Origin of the sequence: Lentzea sp. NPDC042327 (assembly GCF_040647275.1) — a bacterium.
Taxonomy (GTDB): Bacteria; Actinomycetota; Actinomycetes; order Mycobacteriales; family Pseudonocardiaceae; genus Lentzea.
On the sequence record NZ_JBEZBX010000006.1, the window covers coordinates 359,817 to 382,619 of the forward strand.

The following is a 22,803-nucleotide window of genomic DNA, read 5'->3' on the forward strand; positions in this document are numbered from 1 at the left end:
CAGAAGTCGAGGGGAGGCTCGACTTAGAGGGCGTTTGTAGAATGCCGCCATGGCAACCAGGCCCCTGCGCGCGGACGCCGCCCGCAACCGCGCCAAGCTGCTCGCGGCGGCCGTCGACGTGTTCGGTGAGCAAGGGCTCGATGCGGCGCTGGAGCACATCGCCCGCAGGGCCCAGGTCAGCATCGGCACCCTCTACGCGCACTTCCCCACGCGCCAGGTGCTCATCGACTCGATCTTCCCGAGCCGGCTGGCGGTGCTCGACGACATCGGCGCGGCCGCGCTGGCCGCGCCCGACCCGTGGCGGGGTTTCGCGGACTTCGTCGAGGGCACGGTGGCGTTGCAGGCGCAGGACCACGGGCTGAACGACGCGATCGCCCGGCGGCTGGTGCCGTCCGAGGAGGCCACCAGCGCGTGCGGGCGCGGCATGGGGCACGCGGAGCGGATCATCCAGCGCGCCAAGGACGCCGGGGTGTTGCGCGCGGACTTCGAGCTCGCGGACCTCGTGACGCTGACGTGGGCGATGTCGCAGGTGATCAGGGAGTCGGTCGACACCGAACCGGACCGGTGGCGGCGGTTCCTGCGGTTCTACCTCGACGGGCTGCGCACGGCCGGGTGAACCGCGCCACCGGGGACACCGGTGGCGCGGCCGGTGCGGTCACGCGACGTTGAAGCGGTCCGGGTCGGGGCCGGTGCGGGTGCCGTTGTCGAGCTCGGCGATCACGGTCATGTCGTCCTGGGCCAGCTCGAAGTCGAAGATGTCGATGTTCTCCCTGATCCGGTAGGGCGTGACGGACTTGGGGATCGCGACGTTGCCGAGCTGGACGTGCCAGCGCAGCACGATCTGGGCCGGGGTCTTCGCGTACTTCTCGGCCAGGCCGGTGATCTCCGGGCGGCCCAGCAGCGCACCCTGGGCGAGCGGTGACCAGGCCTCGGTGACGATGCGGTGGGTCACGTGGACCTTGCGCATCTCCTCCTGCTGCAGCAACGGGTGCAGCTCGATCTGGTTCACCGCCGGGGTGGTCGGGAACTCGTCGAAGAGGCGCTGCAGGTGGCGGGTGTGGAAGTTGGAGACGCCGATGGCCCGCACCCGGCCGTCGGCGTAGAGCTGCTCCAGCGCGCGCCACGTCTCCGGGTACAGCTCGCGCCGCGGGGTCGGCCAGTGGATGAGGTAGAGGTCCAGCACGTCGCGCCGCAGGCGGCGCGTGCTCGCGTCGAACGCGCGCAACGTCGAGTCGTAGCCCTGGTCGGAGTTCCACAGCTTGGTCGTGACGAACAGGTCCGGCACGCCCGCGATCGCGTCGCCGACACCGGACTCGTTGCGGTAGGCGGCGGCCGTGTCGATGCTGCGGTAGCCGGCCTCGATGGCGGTCGTGACCGCACCGGCCACCTGGTCCTCCGGCACCTGGAAGACGCCGAAGCCGAGTTGGGGGATCCGTACTCCGTTGTTCAGCGAGATCAGCGGAACCATGCGGGTAGCTTCGCACCGTTGTAGAGCCGGTGCATCGCCTCGATCGCGGCCACGACCTCGCGGCGCAGCTCGTCGGGTGCCACGACCTCCACGTCGGGGCCGAACTTGAGCAGGTCGGGCAGGGCGTGCCGGAGCGACTCGGTCGGGAAGCCGAACTCCTCCCCCGGCTGCGGTGCGAGCTGTGCGACGACCTGGGCCTGGTGGCCGCTGAGCAGGTACCGCGCCTTGTCGAGACCGGCACTGGTCATGCGCACGGTGACGCGTTCGCCGTACATGCGGGCCTCGAACTCCTCGGACCACCCGGCCCAGAAGGCGGCGAGGTCGAAGTCGTCCGGCCGGTCGAACGTCTCGTCCAGGACCTCCAGCTCCAGCACCCGCGACACCCGGTAGGTGCGCAGGCTGCCGACGAAGTACCAGGTGCCCGCCTTGAGGACGAGACCGAGCGGGTCGACCTCGCGGGTGACGGTCTGCTGCCCCCACCGCCGGTAGGTCATGCGGACGCGGCGCTGCTCCCAGACGGCGTCGGCGATGGTGGCGAGGTGCGCGGTCGGTTCGTCGCCGCGGAACCACGTCGGGGTGTCCAGGTGGAACCGCTGCCGGATCTGCTCGGCCCTGGCGCGCAGCTCGGTGGGCAGCGCGGCGAGGAGCTTGAGCTGGGCCGCGGCGGCGAACTCCTGGAGGCCCAGCTCCTGGGCGGGACCGGGCAGGCCGGTGAGGAACAGCGACCGCGCCTCACCGGAGGTCAGTCCCGTGAGCCGGGTGCGGTAGCCGTCGACGAGCCGGTAGCCGCCGGCCGGGCCGCGGTCGGCGTAGATGGGGACGCCGGCGGCGCCGAGGGCCTCGACGTCGCGGTAGATGGTCCGGGGCGAGACCTCCAGCCGGGCCGCCAGCTCGTCGGCGGTCATCCGGCCGCGGGACTGGAGCAGCAGGAGCACCTGGATGAGCCGGCTCGACTTCATGCCACAAACCTGACATGAACTGTCAGGTTCTGCCAGCAGGGTGGGGTCCATGAAGGCAACCGGAACCATCGAAGTGAAGAGCTGGGACGAGAAGACCTGGGACGGCCGGTCCTACCGGGACGTCGAGGGCCGCAAGCTCACCGAGGCGCACGTCCAGTTCGGGTACGCGGGCGACATCAGCGGTACGGGCAGCTGCCGGTACCTCATGTACTACGGCGACGACGTGGCGTGGACGACCGCGATCGAGGAGGTCACCACGGACGAGGGCACGCTGGTGCTGCGGCACGTCGGCGCCTACCGGTCCGCTGTGGAGGGGTCGATCGAGGTCGTCGACGGCACCGGGCGGTTCCTCGGCGCGAAAGGTGCGGTGACCGTGGACTGGGCGGAGGATGGCAGCGGCACCTACGCGCTGGAGTACGAGGTCTGAGCCCATGACCAACGCCCCCGTCTACGACGCCGCCCAGCAGCGCATCACCGAGCTGGTGCGCGGCCGGGACCCGCAGACGCCCGTCGCGGCGACTCCCGGCTGGTCGGTCAAGGACGTGGTGGCGCACCTGGCCGGCGGTCTGCGCGACTTCGCGGACCGCCGGTTCGACGGTGTCGAGTCCGGCGAGTGGGGTGAACGGCAGGTGCGCGACCGCCGCGGCAACTCGCTCGACGACGCCTTCGCCGAGTGGGACGCGAACCGGGAGCTGGCCGCTCCGCTCTTCGACACGCCCATGGGCTCGGTGCTGATCGCCGAGGTCGTGGCGCACGAACACGACCTGCGCGCCGCGCTGGGCGTGCCCGGCGACCGGGACCCGCAGGTGGTGCGTGCGGCGTTGACCCGGCCGTTGCAGCAGCTCGACCAGCGGATGCGGGAGAACGACGTGCCCGCGCTGCGGGTGGTGCTGGAGCACGGCGACCGCGTGCTCGGGCACGGCGAGCCGGAGGGGACGCTGCGCACGACGTCGTTCGAGCTGATGCGGGCCATCGGCGGGCGGCGGTCGGTGGACCAGATCAGGGCGATGGACTGGGACGGTGACCCGGACACGTGGATCTCGTCGCTGGCGTTGTCCGGAAGGCACCGCGCGGAGCCGTTCGAGGAGTAGGTTCCCGGCGTGACCGACTGGCTGGCAGACACCCGCGAGTCCTACGACACGGTCGCCGCCAGTTACGCCGACTACACGCGCGGCCTGCTGGACGGGATGCCGCACCTGCGGGCGGCGTTGCGGCTGTTCGCCGAGGAGGTGGACGGTCCCGTCGCCGACGTCGGCTGCGGCCCCGGCGACGTCACGGCACTGCTGCACGGGCTCGGCGCGGACGCGTTCGGGATCGACCTCTCCCCCGCCATGGTCGCGCTCGCCCGGCGGAACCACCCCGGGTTGCGGTTCGAGGTCGGGTCGATGACCGACCCGCTCGGCGACCGGGTCGGCGGGGTGCTGGCCTGGTGGTCGCTGATCCACGTGCCGGACGAGCTGGTCCCGGTGGTGCTCGGGCACTTCCGGGACGCGCTGCGGCCGGGCGGGCTGCTGCAGCTGGGTTTCCACGTCGGCGACCGGACCAACTTGAAGACGCGGGGCTACGGCGGGCACCCGATGCGCGTGCACGTCCACCTGCGCCGGCCGGAGCGGGTGGCGGCGTGGCTGCGGAACGCCGGGTTCGCGGTCGAGGCGCAGTGGCTGCTCGGCGAGGACGGCGCGGTGCTGTTCGCCCGGCGCGGGTGAGACCATTCCACCGTGGCAGAGGAACAGACGTGCCAGCGGTGCGGTGAGGCCGTGGAGCTGGCCCCGGAGGACTTCGAGCTGTTCGAGCGGATGCACCCGGACTGCTTCCACTTCGCGTTCGAGCACGACCTCACCAGGCCGGGCATCACCGAGCAGGAGAACTGCGGCGACGAGACCTGTCCGGTCGGAGCATGAGAGGAGGGGCGCACCCCTGGGTGCGCCCCTCCTCCGCGGTGTGGATCAGCTGCTGTAGGCCTCGAGGGGCGGGCAGGAGCAGACCAGGTTGCGGTCACCCTTCGCGCCGTCGATGCGGCGGACCGGCGGCCAGATCTTCGGAGCACCGGTACCGGCCGGGTACACGGCCTCCTCGCGGGTGTACGGGTGGTCCCACTCGCCGACGGTCACGCAGGCCGCGGTGTGCGGTGCGTTGCGCAGCGGGTTGTCCTCGACGGGCCACTCGCCGGCGCCGACGCGGTCGATCTCGCGCTTGATGGCGATCATGGCGTCGATGAACCGGTCGATCTCGGCCAGGTCCTCGGACTCGGTGGGCTCGACCATCAGGGTGCCGGCGACCGGGAACGACATGGTCGGGGCGTGCAGGCCGTAGTCGGCCAGGCGCTTCGCCACGTCGTCGACCGTCACGCCGGTGGCCTTGGTGATCGGGCGCAGGTCGAGGATGCACTCGTGGGCCACGAAGCCGCCCTCGCCGGTGTAGAGGACCGGGTAGTGCTCGTCCAGGCGGCGCGCCACGTAGTTCGCCGCGGCCACGGCGGTCAGGGTCGCGCGGCGCAGGCCGTCGCCGCCCATCATGCGCGCGTACGCCCACGAGATCGGCAGGATCGACGCGGAACCCCACGGGGCCGCGGAGATCGGGCCCACGCCCGTCTCGGGGCCCGCGGTGGGCTGCAGCGGGTGGTTCGGCAGGAACGGGGCGAGGTGGGACTTCACGCCGATCGGGCCGACGCCGGGGCCGCCGCCGCCGTGCGGGATGCAGAACGTCTTGTGCAGGTTCAGGTGCGAGACGTCCGAGCCGAACTTGCCGTAGCGGGCCAGGCCGATCAGCGCGTTGAGGTTCGCGCCGTCGACGTACACCTGGCCGCCCGCGTCGTGGACCAGGCCGCAGACCTCGCGGACGGTGTCCTCGTACACGCCGTGGGTCGACGGGTAGGTGATCATGATCGCGGCCAGGTCGTCGGCGTGCTCGGCGACCGTGGTGCGCAGGTGGCCCATGTCGATGTTGCCCTTGTCGTCGCACTTCACGACGACGACGCGCATGCCGGCCATGACGGCGGACGCGGCGTTCGTGCCGTGCGCGGACGACGGGATCAGGCAGACGTCACGGGCGGAGTTGCCGTTGGCGCGGTGGTAGGCGCGGATCGCCAGCAGGCCGGCGAACTCGCCCTGCGAGCCGGCGTTCGGCTGCAGCGACACGGCGTCGTAGCCGGTGACCTCGGCCAGCCACGCCTCCAGGTCCGACACGATCGTCAGCAGGCCCTTCGCGTCCTCGACCGGCGCGAACGGGTGCAGCGTCGAGAACTCGGGCCAGGTGATGGACTCCATCTCCGCGGTCGCGTTCAGCTTCATCGTGCAGGAGCCGAGCGGGATCATGCTGCGGTCCAGCGCGACGTCCTTGTCGGACAGTGCGCGCAGGTAGCGCAGCAGCGCGGTCTCGGAGCGGTGCGCGTGGAACACAGGGTGGGTCAGGTAGTCCGAGGTGCGGCGCAGGTCCGACGGGATGCCGTCGGCGGTGTCGGTGTCGATCGCGTCCACATCGGACCCGGTCACGCCGAACGCCTCCCACACGGCGACGACGTGCGCACGCGTGGTCTTCTCGTCGCAAGCGACCGCCACGACGTCGGCGTCCACGAGGCGCAGGTTGATGCCGAGCTCGCGGGCCTTCGCGACGACCTCGGCGGCACGGCCCTCGACGCGCACCTGCACGGTGTCGAAGAACTCGCCGTGCACGACGTCGAGACCGGCCTCGCACAGGCCCGTCGCGAGGACGGTGGCCAGGCGGTGCACGCGGGTCGCGATGGCGCGCAGGCCCTCGGGGCCGTGGTAGACCGCGTACATCGAGGCGATCACGGCGAGCAGCACCTGCGCGGTGCAGATGTTCGAGGTCGCCTTCTCGCGGCGGATGTGCTGCTCGCGGGTCTGCAGCGCCAGGCGGTAGGCCAGCGAGCCGTCAGCGTCGACGGAGACGCCGACGAGGCGGCCGGGCAGCTGGCGCTCCAGGCCGGAGCGGACGGCCATGTAGCCGGCGTGCGGGCCGCCGAAGCCGATCGGCACGCCGAAGCGCTGGGTGGTGCCGACGACGACGTCCGCGCCGATCTCACCGGGCGGGCGCAGCAGCGTCAGCGCCAGCAGGTCGGCGACGACGACGGCCTGCGCGCCGGCGGCGTGGATCTCCTCCACCAGCGCGGCCTGGTCGCGGACCACACCGGACGCACCGGGGTAGGACAGCAGCACGCCGAAGAAGTCACCGCCCAGGCCCAGGCCCTCGATGCCCTGCGACAGGTCGGCGACGACGACCTCGATGCCCAGCGGCTCGGCGCGGGTCTCGATCACGGCCAGCGTCTGCGGCAGCGTGTCGGCGTCCACGACGAACTTGTTCGACTTCGCCCTGCCCGCGCGGCGCACCAGGGTCATGGCCTCGGCGGCGGCGGTCGACTCGTCCAGCATGGACGCGTTGGCCATCGGCAGGCCGGTCAGGTCGCCGACCATCGTCTGGAAGTTCAGCAGCGCCTCCAGGCGGCCCTGCGAGATCTCCGGCTGGTACGGCGTGTACGCGGTGTACCAGGCGGGCGACTCCAGGACGTTGCGCAGGATCACGCCCGGCGTCACGGTGTCGTAGTAGCCCAGGCCGATCATCTGGGTCATCGGCCGGTTCTGGGAGGCGAGCGCGCGCAGCTCGGCCAGCGCCTCGGTCTCCGTGGCGGGCGCCGGCAGGTCCAGCACCAGGTCGCGCTCGTGGATGGACGAGGGCACCGCGTGCTGCGCCAGCTCCTCCAGCGATCCGACACCGATCACGTCGAGGATGCGGGCGAGCTCGGCGGGGCGCGGGCCGACGTGCCGGTCCGCGAACGGGGTGCCGTGCTCGAGAGCGGCGAGCGGAATGCGGTCCTGCGTCATCTAACGCCTCCGGGGGGCTGCGGGCACACGTGTCCTGGTGCCCTCCCCGCTCTGTCCGTACCCGGCATCGGGCGCCTGAGAGGTTCACCCGCCACGAGAGCGGGCTTTCACCGTCGGCGGGATCTCGAGAGATCCGCTTTCCAGAGGCGTCTCGCTCACGCGGTCCTGGGTGCCTGAGAGGTTCCCGGGGAGGAACTTGCTCCTTCGGCGCCGGGTGCAGCACCCGGTCTCTCCCGCCTGAGTTCAGCGACTACCCGTGAAGAGTACCCGCAGGCAGGCCCGCCAGTCCCCACCGACGCGACCTACGTCTCAGCGACGGGACCGGCTGAGCCGGCGACAGCGGGTCAGCCGGTCGCGCGCTCCCGGCGGCGGCGGGTCAGCTCGTCCTCGGTCATCGGCGCGATTTCCACGCCGTCCGCACGTTCGGCCGGGAACTCGTGGATGGTCCCGCTGATCTCCCGCATCGCACCGCTCACCGCGATGCCGAACACGCCCTGCCCGCCCTGGAGCAGGTCGACGACCTCCTCGGGGGAGGTGCACTCGTAGACGGTCGTGCCGTCGGAGAAGAGCGTGATCCGCGCCAGGTCCTGCACGCCGCGGCGGCGCAGGTGGTCGACGGCGACCCTGATGTTCTGCAGCGAGACCCCGGTGTCCAGCAGCCGCTTCACGACCTTCAGGACGAGGATGTCCTTGAAGGAGTAGAGCCGCTGGCTGCCGGAGCCGTGCGCCATCCGCACCGTCGGCGCGACCAGGCCGGTCCTGGCCCAGTAGTCGAGCTGCCGGTAGGTGATCCCGGCGATCTGGCACGCCGCGGGTCCCCGGTAGCCGACGAGTTCGTCCGGCAGCGAGGAGTCCGGGAACAGCTCACCCTGCTGCCCGGATTCGGCCCGCAAGGGCGCTTCCTCGACCACGCCTGCCTCCCCTCGCCAACGGCCACGAAAGTCGGGGCCGTCAAGCCGCCTGGTCCACTCGCGCAGACCGGCGACGTCCACTCGAGTTCGACGGTAAGACCGCTCCGAGGGCAGGTCAACGCGACGCGCGGGGAGTGTTGGCCCCCAACCTGAGGCGGGGGTCCGCACCGTCACCCGAACTAGGACGTTCAGGTGACGTTTAGTGATTGTTTAGCGGCCATGATGTGCGGAAAGTAGTCCGATCGAGGGACACCCCACCGATCGGCGCCGGGTCCGAACAAGACGGTCAGCGACAGTCGGGGGAACTCAGGTGTCGGCGCCCCGGAAGTCCTCGGGAGACACGGAGTCGAGGAACTCGCGGAACTTCTCGACCTCGTCCTCCTGCTCGTCCGGGATGATCAGACCGGCCTCCGCCAGCACGGACTCCTCCGCGTGGATCGGCACGCCGACGCGCAGCGCGAGGGCCACCGAGTCGGACGGGCGGGCGGACACGCGCACGTCGCCGTCGAACACGAGCTCGGCGAAGAACGTGCCCTCCTGCAGGTCGGTGATCCGCACCTGTTCGAGGTTGCGGCCCAGCGCCCCGATGACGTCCTTGAGCAGGTCGTGGGTGAGCGGGCGGGCCGGTCGCACGCCCTGCTGCTCCAGCGCGATCGCGGTGGCCTCGACCGAGCCGATCCAGATCGGCAGGTACCGCTCACCCTCGGTTTCGCGCAGCAGGAGGATCGGCTGGTTCTGGGGCAGCTCCACCCGGACGCCCACGACACGCATCTCGCTCATCGGGTCTCGCCTCCCTCTGACTCGTTGGGGAGTACCCGGAACGTCTCCGAGCATCCCCCGGCACACGCGTTCGACGCTACCCGCCAAGCGGGCCGTGTGCTCAATCGTTGCGGGCAGAACGTGATCAAGACGATGGCCGCTCGAACCCGCTCTTCCCCGCACCGGGTACAACGAGCGGAAGAGGCCGGCCGATTCCCGGAAAGCACGGCGAACCGGGAGGAGTTCCGCGCAAAGGCGGTCAGCGCACGAGTGCGTTCGGGCTCGACGCAGGAAAACTCCTGCGGAGCGCGGCGAACTGCTCAATGGCGCAAAACAGTGGAGAAGACGGCAACAGCACTGCACGGTGGAACTCGGGGCGGAGCTGCGTGAGCACCGCCCCGACGCTCGTCATCCCGCAGACCCGGGACCGGCAGGCCCCGGACCGTCAGGCTCCCGCGGAGCCGGGACCGGTCAGGAAGACCAGGCGGAACTTGCCGATCTGGACCTCGTCGCCGTTCGCGAGGACGGCCTGGTCGACCGGCTCGCGGTTGACGTAGGTGCCGTTGAGGCTGCCCACGTCGATCACGACGAACTCGCCGCCCTCCCGGCGGAACTCTGCGTGGCGGCGCGAGACCGTCACGTCGTCGAGGAAGATGTCGCTGTCGGGGTGGCGCCCCGCGCTCGTCGTGTCGCGGTCCAGCAGGAACCGCGAACCGGCGTTCGGGCCGCGCTTCACCACGAGCAGCGCGGAACCGGCGGGAAGGGCGTCGACACCGGCAACGGCCGGCTCCTGTGCGGGCGCCTCGGCGCCGCCTTCCATCTCCTGGAGGAAGTCCGCCCGGAAGACGGAGGTCCGCTCCGGGGACTGCTCCGGCGGAACGCCTGGGCCGTCGTTCGTGCTCACCTGAGCTCTCCTCCTGCTGCTGGGTCCGTCGTTTCCGGTAAAACCTATCGCGTTCGAGTCGCCCCCCGAGGAGCGGCTCCCCTTCCGGCCGAAGATCCGGCGAAAGATCGACGTCACTCCTTCTCCACCAACGCCTTGTACCCGTCGGCGTCCAAGAGCCCCTCGACCGCCTCGGGGTCGTTCAGGCGGAGCTCGACCATCCAGCCCTCGCCGTACGGGTCGGAGTTGATGGACTCCGGCGACTGCACCAGGGCGTCGTTGATCGCGACGACCTCACCGTCGAGCGGCGAGTAGAGGTCCGACACGCTCTTGGTGGACTCGACCTCGCCGAACGTGTCGCCGGCCGAGACGGTGTGGCCGACCTCGGGCAGCTGGACGAAGACCACGTCACCGAGTTGTTCCTGGGCGTAGTCGGTGATGCCGACGCGCACGGTGTTCTCACCTGTTGTGGCGACCCACTCGTGTTCCTCGGTGTAACGAAGCTCCTCGGGAATCAACTGACTGCGCTCCTCGTGCCGAACCTGTATGGGGTGATCTTTTCACGCGGCCTTTCCGGGAGTGACCCGCAGGGCCGAGAAGAACTGGTAGACGTACAAAAGCGCCGACCACAGGTACAGCGCTGCACCCCACGCGGTGAACGCGTAGGCGAACGGGAGTGCGAGCTGCGCCCACGCCGAGTCGCCCTGCGCGAGCAGCAGCAGGGGGAACGCGTACAGCAGGTTGAAGGTCGCGGCCTTGCCCAGGTAGGTGACCTCGAACGGGCCCCAGCCGCGCTGCCGCAGGACCAGCAGGCAGATGCCGACGACGACCTCGCGCCCGACCAGCACGAGTGCGATCCACAGCGGCACGATGTCCCTGACCACGAACGCCAGCAGCGTGCAGAACACGTAGAGGCGGTCGGCGGCCGGGTCGAGCAGCGCGCCCAGCCGGCTCATCTGGTTCAGCCAACGGGCGAGCTTGCCGTCCAGCCAGTCGGACAGGCCCGCGAAGACGAGGACGAGCAGCGCCCAGCCGTCGGCGCGGGGTCCGAGCAACAGGTACAGGAAGAGCGGAACACCGGCCAGCCGCAACACGCTGAGCAGGTTCGGAATCGTCAGCAGGCGATCAGCCGGGTCACGCACACCCGCACTCTAAACGAGTGGCCGCGCACGGGCTGCCGGATGGCGTCACGGCACGCGGTGCGGGTGGTCGCAGGAGCTGCGCGGCCGGTCGGGGGACGGGGCCCGGTGGGGTGGGGGGAGCTCAGGCCGTCCGGGTGAACGTCCAGCCGCGGCGCTGCATCTCGGCACCGGTGAGCGAGCACGGGCGACCGCGGTCGTCGCGGCCCACCCAGCGGGCGCGGAAACCCTCGAGCACGTACGCGTGACCCCGGCTCCACACCACGCTGCACGGCGCGGTGGGCAGCTGCTCGGCCGGCTGCGGCTCGGTCTCCATGGCGGTTCTCATCTCAGTCCCTCCGTGACACCAGGGATGTCGGCCACCGGGGCTCCGGCGTTATCCCTGTGAACGAATTCTGGCTGACTGTGGTTCAGAACACGTGTCCGTTCCGGGTCCGGAGCGTTAACTGGATCAAATGCCGCGCCGAGCTGTTCGGGGCCGAAGCGCGGCGGATGGCCACGTCGTTGCTCGCGCAACCGTTCGTCGTGCGCCGATGACCACCCATCTCGTCAGTCCGATCGGCGCGGCCTAACGTGTCCGCGTGGACCAGGTGAAATTCGGGCCGGAGCTCCTCTCCCGGTTGCTCGACCACCTCGGCGCGCAGCTCGACGGCTGCCGCGGGGTGGGCCTGTCGGTGTGGCCCGACGGGGCGGTGCTGCGGGCGGTCGGCGTGGCGCAGGAACTGGACCGGGCGCAGGTGGAGGCCGGGGAGGGACCACTCGTCGACGCCTCCCGCGACGAGCGGCAGGTGACCGCCGAGCTCGGCGGTCACCACGTGGTGGCGGTGCCGGGGAGCTGGGGTGACAGCGGACCGATAGTGCTGACGGTCTACCTGGACCACCCGGCTGGCATCGAGGACCTGAAGGTGGTCGAGGAGATCGAGCCGCTGCTCGCGACGGCGGCCGCGGTGGTGCAGTTCTGCGCCGGCGAGGTCCTGCGGGCCGACCAGATGGTGCGGATGGTGCAGCACCGGCGCTACATCGAGCAGGCCAAGGGGCTGCTGGTGGGTGCGCGGGGATGCCGGCCGGGCGAGGCGTTCGAGCTGCTCGTGCGGGCCAGCCAGCACGCGAACGTGAAGCTCCGCGACGTCGCGGCGGCCCTGGTGCTCGTGGTCGGCGGGGACCTGGAGGACACTGGTGAGGACGTCACGGTGCCGCCGCGGACCGCCTATGACACCGCTCGCGAACTTTGGGCGGAGTTGCAGGTTTGAGTCTTCGGCGACCGGGGTACGGAAGCAGCGACCTGTCCTGTCGAGCGACCTCTCCCGTACGGTGATGTCGCAGCGGTTGAGCCAGCAGCCGCGTGGTGGGGACCGCTGCTGTGGCGGCTCCCCGTGGTCCGAGTAGGGAGAAGATCGGTGACTGTGCAGGACCCGCAGACCATTGAGCTGTCGGCCCGGCAGCCGTCCGACGGCGTCACGGTGCTCGCCGTGTCCGGCGAGGTGGACATGGTGTCCGCGCCGACGCTGCGCGACGCCCTCGTGAACGGCCTCACCGACGGTGGCACCTTCGTGGTGGACATGACCGGCGTGACGTTCCTGGGTTCCGCCGGACTCGCCGTGCTCGTCGAGGCGGCGCGGCTGGCCCCCCAGCGCAACGCGACCCTGAAGGTCGTGGCGACCAAGCGCGCGGTGACGCGTCCGCTGGAGGCCACCGGGCTGGGCGAGGTGCTCGCCGTGCACGACTCGGTGGACGCCGCCCTGAGCTGAGACCACCTGACCTGGGACGAACCCGGCCCGGGACGACTACGACGACTGCGCGTGCCGGCCTGAGCCGAGACCCATCGGGCTCAGGGGGCTTGCGGGGCTTCCGGCACCACGGTGAGCCGGTTGCCCGCCGCGGCCAGCGCCGACGCGACCTCGGCCAGTGCGTGCGCGATGCCTTCGCGCCGCGGGCCGAGACCGCTCAGGTCGACGGTCAGCGGCACGGTGCCGCCGCGCGCGGCGGTGACCAGCCTCCGCCGCAACGACGGTCCCGCCTCGGCGGGCGCGTCACCGCGGACCACCGCCACCACGCCCGAGGAGGTCTCGTAGGCATGCACGTGGCAGTCGGGTGCGGTGTCGTACGTCGCGGGCACGGGCGACCGGGTCCTGCGCAGCCGCACGGTGGTGCCGTTCGGCGAGCGGTGGATCTCGACGTCGTCCACGCTCTCCCGCATGAGCAGGAGTCCCCTGCCGCGCGTGGTGAGCGCGGGTGGTGGCACGCGCCACCGGCCGTGGTCGATGACGTCCACCACGGTCGTGCCGTCGCTCTCGATGCGGGCGCGCACCTCGACCGTGCCGTGCTCGGAACCGGGGTAGGCGTGCTCGACGGAGTTGTTGACCGCTTCGCTCACCGCGAGGACGAGGTCGTCGGCCTCGTCGTCGGTGAACCCGCCGCCTCGCAACCAGTCACGCAGCCGGTGCCGAACGGGCCCGACCTCGTGTGCGTCCGCGGGGAAGCGGAGGGCCAGGAAGTCCTCTCGCACCAGCACGACTCTCCTCCCCTTGATCTCCTGCCTCCAGCAGGTGATTTCCCTGGGCACGGGGTCAGTACACGTGTGAAATGAGATCGGTTCGGGTAAGGCAGTGACATGCCGGCCCAGAGAGCCTTCAGAGCAGAACGGACTACGAGGTGGGTGTGACGCAATTGTCAGGGGTCGAACTGCGGATGGCAGTGGACCCGACGCAGCTCTCCATCGCGCGCGCGGTAGCCGCGGACATCGCGATGCGGCAGGACTTCGACCTCGACGCGATCGAGGACCTCAAGCTCGCGGTCGACGAGACGTGCTCCACGTTGATCACGCTCGCCGCCGACGACGCGGTCCTGAGCTGCCACTTCGCGGTCGACGCCGCGGGTGCGGTCCGGGTGAGCGCGAAGGTGTCGGCCAAGGCGGCAGCGGGCCCGGACGAGGGCAGCTTCGGCTGGCGCGTGCTGACCGCGCTGGTGGACTCGGTGGAGACTTCCGTGAAGGACGACGCCGCCGAGACCGAGGGGTTCGTGGTCCACATCGACCTCGTGAAGTCCTCGGCAGGGGCGGTGGATGAGTGACCGGCTCCGAAGAGGCGACCGCCACGGCCTCGGAGACCGCTGAGAACGCGCAGGGCACGGCGGCCACGACCGAGCCGGCCGAGGCCGCTGAGTCCTCGACCGGGTCGACGAGCGGCAAGGGTGGCGACTACGATCACCTGGCGCCGTTGTTCGCCGAGCTCGCCGCGACGCCCGCCGGCCCGAAGCGCGACACGTTGCGGGACCGGCTCGTCACCGAGCACCTCCCGGTCGCCCAGCACATCGCGCGCCGGTTCGGCCACCGCGGTGAGCCGCACGAGGACCTCGTGCAGGTGGCGACGGTCGGCCTGATCAACGCGGTCGACCGGTTCGACCCCGAGCGCGGCAGCGACTTCCTGTCGTTCGCGGTGCCCACGATCATGGGTGAGGTGCGGAAGTACTTCCGAGACTCGTCGTGGTCGGTGCGGATGCCGCGGCGGCTCAAGGAGCTGCACCTCGCGATCAACGCGGGCACCTCGCGGCTGTCGCAGTCGCTGGGTCGCGCGCCGACGCCGTCCGAGCTGGCCGAGCACCTGGGCCTGAGCCGCGAAGAGGTCCACGAGGGGCTGGCGGCCGGCAACGCCTACCAGAGCGCGTCCCTGGACGACATGCTGATGTCGGACGACTCGTCGATCTCCCTCGGGAACACGATCGGCGAGGAGGACCCGGAGATCGCGATGATCGAGCAGCGGGAGGCGTTGCACCCGCTGCTGCAGAAGCTGCCCGAGCGCGAGCGCAAGATCGTGATCATGCGGTTCTTCGGCAACATGACCCAGACGCAGATCGCGCAGAAGGTCGGCATCTCGCAGATGCACGTGTCGCGGCTGCTGGCGAAGACGCTGCGGCAGCTGCGCGACGTCCTGGAGGAATGACCGGTTACAGCTGTTGTTCCCACGGCCCCGCGTCCTCGTTCCGAAACGAGGGCGCGGGGTTTCGTCATCACTTGCCCCGGAAGACGCAAAGCAGACTTGCGGTCGCGGCGAAGCTAGGCGGCGCGGACACGGCGGCGGGCCGCCGAGATGATCTGACGGCGTTCGTCCTCGCCCATGCCACCCCACACGCCGTAGGGCTCCTGGGACTCGAGGGCGTGCGCACGGCACTGCGCGAGCACCGGGCAGTGCGAGCAGATGGCCTTGGCCTTCTCCTCACGCGCTGCCCTGGCGTACCCGCGCTCGTTGTCGGGGTGGAAGAAGATGGCGCTGTTCTGGCCGCGGCACAGCCCCTCCATCTGCCAGTCCCACACGTCGGTGACCGGTTTGGGCAGGCGGGTCGTGCAGGTCATCGCGACTCCCTAAGGCTGGGGCGGAAGAGTTGCGATCACTGCGTACCTCTGCTCGTGCGGCGGTAAACCTGTTCGGCCCAGGTCACAACCGCTCGGGGGCGGAAATTCCGAGCAGGTCGAGACCCAGGGTGAGCACGCGGCTCGTGAGGGCGAGCAGGTGCAGGCGCGAGTCCTGCAGCTCCTGCGTCTCCGCCTTCATGACCGAGCAGGTCTCGTAGAACGTGGACAGCGCCGTGGCCGTGTCGAACAGGTAGGCCGTCAGCTTGTGCGGCGCCAGGTCCTCGATGGCCGCCCTGACCGCCGTGGGCAGCTGCAACAGCTTCAGCGCCAGGTCGCGTTCGGCCTGTTCGGCGAGCGTGATGGCGGCGTCCTGCGGGGCCGTACGACCGACCTTGCGCGCGATGGAGTGCGTGCGCGCGTTGGCGTACTGCACGTACACGGACGTGTCGCCGGTCTTGGCCAGCATCTTCTCCCACGAGAAGACGTAGTCCTTCTCGCGGTCGTTGTGCAGGTCGGCGTACTTCACCGCGCCGATGCCGAGGACGCGGGCGAGCTCCTCGCGTTCTGCACCCTCCACTTCGGACGTCTCCGGGATGGCCTTCTCGGCGTGCTGCACGGCTTCGGTCAGCAGGTCGACGAGCTTGATCGTGCCGCCGGCGCGGGTGCGGATGGTCTTGCCGTCCTCGCCCAGGATCGTGCCGAACGGCGTGTGCACCGCCGTGTGCGCGTCGTCCAGCCACCCGGCCTGCCGGGACGTCGCGAAGATCATCTGGAAGTGCAGCGTCTGCGGCGCGCCGACGACGTAGATCAGCTGGTCGACCTCGCGCTCGCGCACCCAGTACCGCACGGTCGCGAAGTCGGTGGTCGCGTACCCGTACCCGCCGTCGCTCTTGCGCACGATCAACGGCTGACGGTCGCCCTCGCGCCCCTTGAAGCCGGGCGGGAACACGCACAGCGCGCCGTCGGACTCCTCGACGAGCCCCTTCTGCCGCAGCTCGGTGATCGTGTCCGCGAGGAACGGGTTGTAGAAGCTCTCGCCGTAGGTGTCGGCGGCGGTGAGCTTGATGCCGAGCACGTCGTAGATGTGGTCGAAGTGCCGCTGCGACTCCGCGACGAGCTCCCGCCACAGCTTCAGCGTCGCCTCGTCCCCGCCTTGCAGCAGCACGACCCGCCGCCGCGACCGGTCGGCGAACGCCGGGTCGCTGTCGAACTTGACCCGCGCTGCCTGGTAGAAGCCGTTGAGGTCGCTGATCTCGAACTCGTCGTCGAACCCGAGGTCCACGAGGTGCTCGATCAGCATGCCGAACGGCGTGCCCCAGTCGCCCAGGTGGTTGTGCGGTATCACCTCGTGGCCCGCGAACGCCAGCAGCCGCGACAACGCGTCCCCGATGACGGTCGACCGGACGTGGCCGACGTGCATCTCCTTGGCCACGTTCGGGCTGCTGTAGTCGATCGCGATCCGCCGCGGCTCCTCCACGACCGGCACACCGAGCCGGTCGTCCCCCTTCAGACCCGCGACCTGCTGCTCCAGCCACCCGCGGGTGAGCCGCAGGTTGATGAACCCCGGCCCGGCGATCTCCGGCGTCTCCACGGCGTCGGCCGAGTCGAGGTGCTCGACGATCAGCTGCGCCACCTCGCGGGGGTTGCGGCCGACCTTCTTGGCGAGGCTCATGGCCACGTTGCACTGGTAGTCGGCACCGTCTCGGTTGGACGGTCGGATCAGCGCTTCCTCCGCGGTGATGTCCACGTCCAGAGCGGCGCGCAACGCCCGCGCCACCCGCTGGCCCAGCTCGAGCCCGACATCCCCACGCAGCACTGAACCCACCTTTCGACCGCGGCTTTGCCTCCCAGTATTTCACCCGCCGCAAACGAGAAGGGCACCGAGGCTTCCGGCTGCCCGCGCGTCACCACCGCCCGAGCAGCAGCGCCCCGCCCCCGACCAGCGCCGCCAGGCTCACCGCCCCGAACACCGTCACCCACCCGAGCGCCGGCACGCCGGTCAGCCACGCCAGCACGTCCGCGTCGGAACGCGGAGCCTGCCGCCGCCAGCGCTTGACCTGCAGCTCCCACACCGGGCGCACCCCGCCGAGCAGCAGGAACCACGCGAACACGTACGCGGCGGTGTCGCGCACCTCGGGTGGGGCGTAGAAGGAGATGAAGAAGAACGCGCCGCCGGTGACCACGACGGACAGCACGCCGAAGACGTTGCGGATCATGATGAGCATCGCCGCGAGGAACGCGATGGTGATCCAGAGCATCAGGCGGATCTGGTCGTTGGTGATGAGCAGGGCCGCGCCGAACCCGAGCAGTGATGGGGCGGTGTAGCCGGCCAGTGCGGTGAAGACCATGCCGGGGCCGCGGGGTTTGCCGCGGGAGACGGTGAGGCCGCTGGTGTCGGAGTGCAGCTTGATGCCGCTGAGGCGGCGGCCGGTGAGCACCGCGACCAGTGCGTGGCCGCCTTCGTGGGCGATGGTGATGACGTTGCGGGTGAGGCGCCAGACCGCGGACGGGGCCACGGCCAGGAACGCGGCCAGCGCGGTGCCCCACGTGATCAGGACCTCGTGCGTGAGCAGTTCGTCCGAGAGCATCGCGACATCGAAACAGACGCGCCGTGAGAGCCGCATGTGGGCTGCTCACGGCGCGTCGGCTCCGGACAGTGCGTGTGGGAGTCCGTCCGTCCGGATGGGAGTTGTGGCTAGTGCTTGATCCGGTCGGAGATCTTGTCGCGGTCCACGCGGTCGGTCTTTGGGTCCACCACGGCCTGCTCCTTCGTGATGGGCTCCTGCGTGCGCGGGCTGACGGCCGGGTCGACGGGCTCGATCCGGTGGTCGTCGCCGAGGTGGTCGTGCGCAACCGTGCCGGGGACGTGGTCGTGGCGGTTGTCGTGCGCCTCTCGCGGCTCCGGCAGCTCGGGCTCCTCCTCGATCAGCTTGCGGCGGGCGGGCATGACCGCGAGCAGCAGGCCGAACAGGGCGAGGCCGAGGTGCAGCCAGTTGTCGTTCGTGTTGAGCGCCAACGGGTTGCCGGCCGCGGACACGGGGTTCTGCGCGACGATCCCGGTGATCATCAGGCCCCACACGAACAGGGCGCCGTAACCGAGGAAGAGCAGCCACCCGTACAGCCGGGCGAGGCCGGAACCGAGTGCCATCACCAGGCCGAGCACGCCGACGACCACGTGCACCAGGTTGTGCAGCGCGTTCACGGAGAACCCGAGCACGAACGAGTGCGCGGTCCAGTCGCCGATCCCCGTGCGGGTGAAGCCCACGACGCCGAACACGATGAACGCGATGCCGGCGAGCGCCGCCAGCACCTGCACCGGTTGCAGACCGGCGACCTTGACAGTGACGCGGTGGGTCATGACGCCCTCCAGGCTCCGTACTTGGTCGCCGGAGAACTACCCCGCCATCACCTCGGTCAAACCGTGCGCGGAGACGCCGGGCACCCCGTTGCGCGGCACCACGACGTTGCGCTTGGCGACGTGCACGACGCGCGCACGCGCGGGGTTGACCAGCACGGTCGCCTCGGCGTCGAGGTCGGTGTGGACGCGGACCTCGACCTGCGAACCGCGTGCGGCGGCGTTGCGCAGCGCGGCGGCGAGGGTGTCGAGGTTCCACGGTTTGACGAGCCGGAACTGGAACTCGTCGACGTGCAGGACGGCCCACAGCTCGGTGCCGGTGGGAGGATCGGTCGGGTTCATGCGGCGGTCTCCTCGGTGGTGGGCCCCGCGTGACGCGGCTGAGGTGCAACGGCTCCGGTGCGCGCGGCGAGCAGCGCGTCCTGCCCGTCGATCGCCGCGTCGTCAACGTCGATGCCGACTCGCACGTACTCAAAGAGGACAGCACGGGTCGTCAGATACGGCCGGGCACCGCCTGCGGCTTGCGCCCGATGCCCGCGTACGCGCCGGGGACCACGCACGGCGCCTCGACCTCCAGCCCGTCCAGCAGCGCCTCGACCGGCTGCGGGTGGGAGACGACGAGGAAGCCGCCCGCGGGCAGCGCGTGCCGGTAGCGGCGGACGACCCGGCCGGGGCCGGTGGCGTCGTCGACGTAGCGCAGGACGTCCACCATCAGCACGGCGTAGGGCTCGCGCAGGTCCAGGTGGGACAGCACGCCGGGGTGCCGCAGCACCTGCTCCGGCCGGCGCAGGTCGGCCTGGATCGCGCACGCCCGCGGCTCGCCGCGCAGCAGGCCGCGGGCGAACGTGGCGGTCACCTGGTCGGAGTCGACGTAGACCACGCGGGCGTCGGGCAGCGTCTGGTGCGTCGCGCCGCACGTCGGGATGCCGGAGCCCAGGTCGAGGAACTGGCGGACGCCGGACTCCCAGCAGTGCCGGACGGCGTGGCGCAGGAAGAGCCGGTGGGCCCTGGTGACGAGCGGCAGCTCCGGGTCGATCCGGACCGCCTGCTTGGCGAACGCGCGGTCGGCGGCGTAGTTGTGCGCGCCACCCAGGTAGTAGTCGTGGATCCGCGCGGCGTTCGGCCGACGTACGTCGACCTCGTAACGCGCGAAGGCGGGGACCGCAGCCATTCGCAGAGCGTAACTGGCGCCTAGACCATTCGGGCGAAGTTTTCGAAGATTCTTTGGGTCCGTCTGACATTCACCCGGTTGACGGCGGGCCCGGTCCACCCCACGGAGACCGGGCCACGTAGCGCGCACGGGAATCGAACCCGTGTTTCCGGATTGAGAGTCCGACGTCCTGACCACTGGACGAACACGCCGAGGACGAGCATTAAAAGAAATGCTCGAAGGTAATTCGTAGAAGGTGTTTCAGCTGCTCACAGCTTGGCCGGAGCTCCGGTCCATTCATCTGCTCGGATCATGCAACAATCATGACCGACCACCTGACGGCGCCGCAAAGGAATTAATCGAGCCACGTCAGCGCGAGCCACAGCGCGGCCCGCGCGTCGGCTGACCCGAGGTCGCGGCCGAGCAGCCGTTCGACGTGGGCGATGCGGTGCCGGACGCTGTTGCGGTGCACGCCGAGCACCTCGGCGGTGCGGTCCCAGCTGCCGTGCCGGCCCAGCCAGGCCCTCAGCGTCTCGACCAGCTCCGGCCTTCCGAGCAGCGCTGCCAGCTCCCTGCGGGCGAACGCGGCCGCCACCGCCGGGTCCAGCAGGGACGTCAGATCGGACGCGGGCAGGGCGGGGGAACCGGTCGCCACTGCGCGTGCCAGCAGCCCCGAGGCCTCGGCCGCGGCGGCACCGAAGGCCGCGGCGGACGGCACGCCGGCGGGCACCGGCGAGGAGACGCCGACCGGACCGGACACCGCGAACCCGGCCGGCACCAGCGCGAGGAACCCGTCCCCGAGCTTCGACACCAGCGGCCCGTACCGCCGGGCCAGCACGTCGTGGTCCTCCCGCGACCGCCCCGCCACCACCCGGTGCGGGCCCGGCCCCAGCACGTCCTCCACGTCGGTGGCCTCCGCGCGCAGCAGGGCCGCCGCCGCGAGGCGCGCGATCCGCCCGCGCTCCCCCTCGACGTCGCGGCGCAGCAGCCCCAGCAACGCGAGCGCGACGGCGACGACGGCCCGTTCGGCCGGCGAGAGCGCCACCGGTCTGCGCACCACGAGCACCGCGGCCTCGACCGGGTCGAGCGTCACGTGGTCGTCACCCACCCTGGTGGAGGCCGAACGGGGCCGGTGCCCGACGCGACCCGGTCCACGAGGGACGCCACGTCGTCCGGTGCGGTCGCGGGGTCCACCAGCTCGGCGCGGCACCCCAGCACGGTGGCGAGCACGGCCAGCACCGACTCCACCGGCCGCACGCGGGTCGCGGCACGGGTGAGCGCGCGCTGGCCCTCGGCCAGCATCCGCTGCTCCCGCACGGCGATCTCCGCGAGCAACGCGCCCAGCGCCCGCGACACGGCCAGGAACGGCGTCGACGGCGGCACGGCCAGCAGCGGCATCCCCTGGTCCGCACAGGCTCGCACCAGCGACGGCGGCACCGCCGGGAACTCCGGTTCGACGCCGAACCCGATCGCGGTGACACCGGAGGACACCAGCCCGGCCACGTAGGCGGGCACGTCGCCCGGGAACCGCACCCCGGCGGTGAGCAGCAGCTCCTCGCCGACCAGGTACGGCGCCGGGTCGGCCAGCTCGGACACGTGCGCCCAGCGGACCGGCCGGTCCAGCCCGGACGATCCGCACAGGACGGTCAGCCCGAGCTCGGCACGCGCCACGAGCGCCCGCAACGGGACGGTTTGCACAACCACAAGCCCGGGATTGTGCAGAGCAACCGCTTACCGGCGCCAGCCCGCGTTCCTACTGTTGCAACCCGAGGAGTTCCGGCAGTGGACCTCGACCACGCGGTGATCGCCGCTCACGTGCTCGGGATCTCCGGTGGGTGGCAGGACGCGCAGCAGGGAAGGAACTGGTGAAGCCATGATCGGCCCCGTCGACTCCTCGCAGGTCCCCCGGTACGCGGGCCCGGCGACCTTCGCCCGGCTGCCGCGCCTGGACCAGGTGGCGCACGCGGACGTCGCGGTGGTCGGGGTCCCGTTCGACACCGGTGTCTCCTACCGGCCGGGCGCGCGGTTCGCCCCGGCGGCGGTGCGGGAGGCGTCCCGGCTGCTGAGGCCCTACCACCCCGGCCTGGACGTGTCGCCGTTCGAACGCGTGCAGGTCGCGGACGGCGGGGACATCGCGGTCAACCCGTTCCACATCGGCGCGGCGATCGAGACGATCGAGGGCGCGGCATCGGCGTTGCAGGCCGAGGGCACCCGGCTGGTGACCATCGGCGGTGACCACACGATCGCGCTGCCGTTGCTGCGGGCGGTGTCGCGCATCCACGGACCCGTTGCGCTGCTGCACTTCGACGCGCACCTCGACACCTGGGACACGTACTTCGGCGAGCCCTACACGCACGGGACGCCGTTCCGCCGCGCGGTCGAGGAAGGGGTCCTCGACACGGAGGCGATCTCCCACGTCGGCACGCGCGGGCCGTTGTACGGCAAGAAGGACCTGGAGGACGACCGGCGGCTCGGGTTCGGCATCATCACGTCGTCGGACGTCCTGCGGCGCGGTGTCGACGAGACGGTCGACGCGCTGCGGCACCGCATCGGGGCACGACCCGTGTACGTGTCGATCGACATCGACGTGCTGGACCCGGCGCACGCCCCCGGCACCGGGACGCCCGAGGCGGGCGGGATGACGTCGCGGGAGCTGCTGGAGGTCCTGCGCGGGCTGCGGGGGCTGAACCTGGTCGGCGCGGACGTGGTCGAGGTCGCCCCGGCCTACGACCACGCGGACATCACGTCTGTGGCAGCCTCGCACGTGGCTTACGACCTGGTGTCGCTGATGTCGTTGAAGGAGAGCGCGTGATCACCACGCGACCATCACGTCTGTGGCAGACAGTGCACACCGTGGCCTACGACCTGGTGAGCTTGATGTCCTTGAAGGAGAGCACGTGATCACCACGCGACCATCACGTCTGTGGCAGACAGTGCACACGGTGGCCTACGACCTGGTGAGCTTGATGTCCTTGAAGGAGAGCACGTGATCA

The 22,803-nt window shown here is 70.8% G+C and carries 29 protein-coding genes, 1 tRNA gene and 1 riboswitch; of the genes, 10 read left to right on the forward strand and 20 right to left on the reverse strand.

What is annotated here, in order from left to right:
* Positions 1-49 precede the first annotated feature (49 nt).
* Positions 50-616: a helix-turn-helix domain-containing protein gene (locus AB0A63_RS18540; protein ID WP_360392395.1), complete on the forward strand. Its 567-nt coding sequence runs from the start codon at positions 50-52 to the stop codon at positions 614-616.
* A gap of 39 nt (positions 617-655) precedes the next feature.
* On the opposite strand, the gene AB0A63_RS18545 is transcribed toward AB0A63_RS18540, so the two are convergent.
* Positions 656-1,468, reverse strand: coding sequence for an aldo/keto reductase (locus AB0A63_RS18545; protein WP_360392398.1), 813 nt, complete (start codon positions 1,466-1,468; stop codon positions 656-658).
* A complete protein-coding gene (locus AB0A63_RS18550; protein WP_360392401.1) occupies positions 1,456-2,427 on the reverse strand; it encodes a YafY family protein in 972 nt (323 codons plus the stop codon). Before AB0A63_RS18550 ends, AB0A63_RS18545 begins: the two co-directional genes overlap by 13 nt.
* Before the next feature lie 49 nt (positions 2,428-2,476).
* Here AB0A63_RS18550 and AB0A63_RS18555 point away from each other — a divergent pair, with 49 nt between their 5' ends.
* The 4 genes from AB0A63_RS18555 to AB0A63_RS18570 are packed head-to-tail and all read left to right on the forward strand — an operon-like array spanning position 2,477 to position 4,328.
* Positions 2,477-2,854 carry a DUF3224 domain-containing protein gene (locus AB0A63_RS18555; RefSeq protein ID WP_360392403.1) on the forward strand — a complete coding sequence of 126 codons (378 nt, stop codon included), beginning with the start codon at positions 2,477-2,479 and terminating at the stop codon, positions 2,852-2,854.
* Between the two features lie 4 nt (positions 2,855-2,858).
* Positions 2,859-3,518, forward strand: coding sequence for a maleylpyruvate isomerase family mycothiol-dependent enzyme (locus AB0A63_RS18560; protein ID WP_360392406.1), 660 nt, complete (start codon positions 2,859-2,861; stop codon positions 3,516-3,518).
* A gap of 9 nt (positions 3,519-3,527) precedes the next feature.
* A complete protein-coding gene (locus AB0A63_RS18565) occupies positions 3,528-4,133 on the forward strand; it encodes a class I SAM-dependent methyltransferase (RefSeq protein ID WP_360392409.1) in 606 nt (201 codons plus the stop codon).
* Positions 4,134-4,145: 12 nt separating this feature from the next.
* On the forward strand, positions 4,146-4,328 hold the full coding sequence (locus tag AB0A63_RS18570) for a hypothetical protein (protein WP_360392411.1): 183 nt from the start codon (positions 4,146-4,148) through the stop codon (positions 4,326-4,328).
* A gap of 45 nt (positions 4,329-4,373) precedes the next feature.
* On the opposite strand, the gene gcvP is transcribed toward AB0A63_RS18570, so the two are convergent.
* From gcvP to AB0A63_RS18605, 7 genes are all read right to left on the reverse strand, one after another.
* Positions 4,374-7,265: an aminomethyl-transferring glycine dehydrogenase gene (gene gcvP / locus AB0A63_RS18575; protein ID WP_360392414.1), complete on the reverse strand. Its 2,892-nt coding sequence runs from the start codon at positions 7,263-7,265 to the stop codon at positions 4,374-4,376.
* Between the two features lie 150 nt (positions 7,266-7,415).
* Positions 7,416-7,511, reverse strand: a riboswitch (glycine riboswitch).
* Positions 7,512-7,609: 98 nt separating this feature from the next.
* The gene (locus AB0A63_RS18580) at positions 7,610-8,176 is read right to left on the reverse strand and encodes a MerR family transcriptional regulator (protein WP_360392417.1); all 567 of its coding nucleotides are present in this window, start codon (positions 8,174-8,176) and stop codon (positions 7,610-7,612) included.
* Between the two features lie 306 nt (positions 8,177-8,482).
* The gene (locus AB0A63_RS18585) at positions 8,483-8,956 is read right to left on the reverse strand and encodes a bifunctional nuclease family protein (RefSeq protein WP_030468959.1); all 474 of its coding nucleotides are present in this window, start codon (positions 8,954-8,956) and stop codon (positions 8,483-8,485) included.
* A 424-nt stretch (positions 8,957-9,380) separates the two neighbouring features.
* Complete coding sequence (gene garA, locus AB0A63_RS18590) at positions 9,381-9,839, reverse strand: glycogen accumulation regulator GarA (protein ID WP_360392419.1); 459 nt, start codon at positions 9,837-9,839, stop codon at positions 9,381-9,383.
* A 113-nt stretch (positions 9,840-9,952) separates the two neighbouring features.
* Positions 9,953-10,336 (reverse strand): glycine cleavage system protein GcvH, encoded by a 384-nt coding sequence (gcvH, locus tag AB0A63_RS18595; protein WP_360392422.1) that lies wholly within the window; start codon positions 10,334-10,336, stop codon positions 9,953-9,955.
* A gap of 42 nt (positions 10,337-10,378) precedes the next feature.
* Positions 10,379-10,960, reverse strand: a complete 582-nt coding sequence (locus AB0A63_RS18600) for a CDP-alcohol phosphatidyltransferase family protein (RefSeq protein ID WP_360392425.1) — start codon at positions 10,958-10,960, stop codon at positions 10,379-10,381.
* A 121-nt stretch (positions 10,961-11,081) separates the two neighbouring features.
* Positions 11,082-11,285 (reverse strand): hypothetical protein, encoded by a 204-nt coding sequence (locus tag AB0A63_RS18605; protein WP_360392427.1) that lies wholly within the window; start codon positions 11,283-11,285, stop codon positions 11,082-11,084.
* Positions 11,286-11,538: 253 nt separating this feature from the next.
* On the opposite strand from AB0A63_RS18605, the gene AB0A63_RS18610 reads away from it, so the two are divergent.
* Both AB0A63_RS18610 and AB0A63_RS18615 read left to right on the forward strand, forming a co-directional pair.
* Positions 11,539-12,207 carry an ANTAR domain-containing protein gene (locus tag AB0A63_RS18610; RefSeq protein WP_360392430.1) on the forward strand — a complete coding sequence of 223 codons (669 nt, stop codon included), beginning with the start codon at positions 11,539-11,541 and terminating at the stop codon, positions 12,205-12,207.
* Positions 12,208-12,354: 147 nt separating this feature from the next.
* Entirely contained in the window at positions 12,355-12,705 is a 351-nt protein-coding gene (locus tag AB0A63_RS18615; RefSeq protein WP_360392432.1) for an STAS domain-containing protein, read from the forward strand.
* 80 nt (positions 12,706-12,785) lie between these two features.
* On the opposite strand, the gene AB0A63_RS18620 is transcribed toward AB0A63_RS18615, so the two are convergent.
* The gene (locus tag AB0A63_RS18620) at positions 12,786-13,469 is read right to left on the reverse strand and encodes an ATP-binding protein (protein ID WP_360392435.1); all 684 of its coding nucleotides are present in this window, start codon (positions 13,467-13,469) and stop codon (positions 12,786-12,788) included.
* A 176-nt stretch (positions 13,470-13,645) separates the two neighbouring features.
* Here AB0A63_RS18620 and AB0A63_RS18625 point away from each other — a divergent pair, with 176 nt between their 5' ends.
* Together AB0A63_RS18625 and AB0A63_RS18630 are read left to right on the forward strand one after the other, a co-directional pair.
* Positions 13,646-14,026, forward strand: coding sequence for an ATP-binding protein (locus AB0A63_RS18625; RefSeq protein WP_360392437.1), 381 nt, complete (start codon positions 13,646-13,648; stop codon positions 14,024-14,026).
* A gap of 137 nt (positions 14,027-14,163) precedes the next feature.
* Positions 14,164-14,895: a SigB/SigF/SigG family RNA polymerase sigma factor gene (locus tag AB0A63_RS18630; protein WP_360392696.1), complete on the forward strand. Its 732-nt coding sequence runs from the start codon at positions 14,164-14,166 to the stop codon at positions 14,893-14,895.
* A gap of 113 nt (positions 14,896-15,008) precedes the next feature.
* Here the strand turns inward: AB0A63_RS18630 and AB0A63_RS18635 are convergent, their stop codons facing one another.
* The 10 genes from AB0A63_RS18635 to AB0A63_RS18680 all read right to left on the reverse strand — a co-directional run bounded on the left by AB0A63_RS18635 (position 15,009) and on the right by AB0A63_RS18680 (position 21,514).
* On the reverse strand, positions 15,009-15,305 hold the full coding sequence (locus AB0A63_RS18635) for a WhiB family transcriptional regulator (protein ID WP_360392440.1): 297 nt from the start codon (positions 15,303-15,305) through the stop codon (positions 15,009-15,011).
* 82 nt (positions 15,306-15,387) lie between these two features.
* On the reverse strand, positions 15,388-17,121 hold the full coding sequence (gene argS / locus AB0A63_RS18640; RefSeq protein ID WP_360392443.1) for an arginine--tRNA ligase: 1,734 nt from the start codon (positions 17,119-17,121) through the stop codon (positions 15,388-15,390).
* 88 nt (positions 17,122-17,209) lie between these two features.
* Complete coding sequence (locus AB0A63_RS18645; protein ID WP_360392445.1) at positions 17,210-17,893, reverse strand: M50 family metallopeptidase; 684 nt, start codon at positions 17,891-17,893, stop codon at positions 17,210-17,212.
* A gap of 107 nt (positions 17,894-18,000) precedes the next feature.
* Positions 18,001-18,663: a DUF4383 domain-containing protein gene (locus tag AB0A63_RS18650; RefSeq protein ID WP_360392448.1), complete on the reverse strand. Its 663-nt coding sequence runs from the start codon at positions 18,661-18,663 to the stop codon at positions 18,001-18,003.
* A 36-nt stretch (positions 18,664-18,699) separates the two neighbouring features.
* Complete coding sequence (locus tag AB0A63_RS18655; protein WP_360392451.1) at positions 18,700-19,002, reverse strand: hypothetical protein; 303 nt, start codon at positions 19,000-19,002, stop codon at positions 18,700-18,702.
* Positions 18,999-19,127: a hypothetical protein gene (locus AB0A63_RS18660; RefSeq protein WP_360392453.1), complete on the reverse strand. Its 129-nt coding sequence runs from the start codon at positions 19,125-19,127 to the stop codon at positions 18,999-19,001. Before AB0A63_RS18660 ends, AB0A63_RS18655 begins: the two co-directional genes overlap by 4 nt.
* A gap of 26 nt (positions 19,128-19,153) precedes the next feature.
* Positions 19,154-19,831 carry an SAM-dependent methyltransferase gene (locus AB0A63_RS18665; RefSeq protein WP_360392455.1) on the reverse strand — a complete coding sequence of 226 codons (678 nt, stop codon included), beginning with the start codon at positions 19,829-19,831 and terminating at the stop codon, positions 19,154-19,156.
* Positions 19,832-19,950: 119 nt separating this feature from the next.
* Positions 19,951-20,022 (reverse strand) — tRNA-Glu (locus AB0A63_RS18670).
* A 143-nt stretch (positions 20,023-20,165) separates the two neighbouring features.
* Entirely contained in the window at positions 20,166-20,918 is a 753-nt protein-coding gene (locus AB0A63_RS18675; protein ID WP_360392457.1) for a helix-turn-helix domain-containing protein, read from the reverse strand.
* The gene (locus tag AB0A63_RS18680) at positions 20,900-21,514 is read right to left on the reverse strand and encodes a PucR family transcriptional regulator ligand-binding domain-containing protein (RefSeq protein WP_360392459.1); all 615 of its coding nucleotides are present in this window, start codon (positions 21,512-21,514) and stop codon (positions 20,900-20,902) included. Before AB0A63_RS18680 ends, AB0A63_RS18675 begins: the two co-directional genes overlap by 19 nt.
* 169 nt (positions 21,515-21,683) lie before the next feature.
* Here AB0A63_RS18680 and speB point away from each other — a divergent pair, with 169 nt between their 5' ends.
* A complete protein-coding gene (speB, locus tag AB0A63_RS18685) occupies positions 21,684-22,622 on the forward strand; it encodes an agmatinase (RefSeq protein ID WP_360392462.1) in 939 nt (312 codons plus the stop codon).
* The last annotated feature ends 181 nt before the right edge of the window (positions 22,623-22,803 follow it).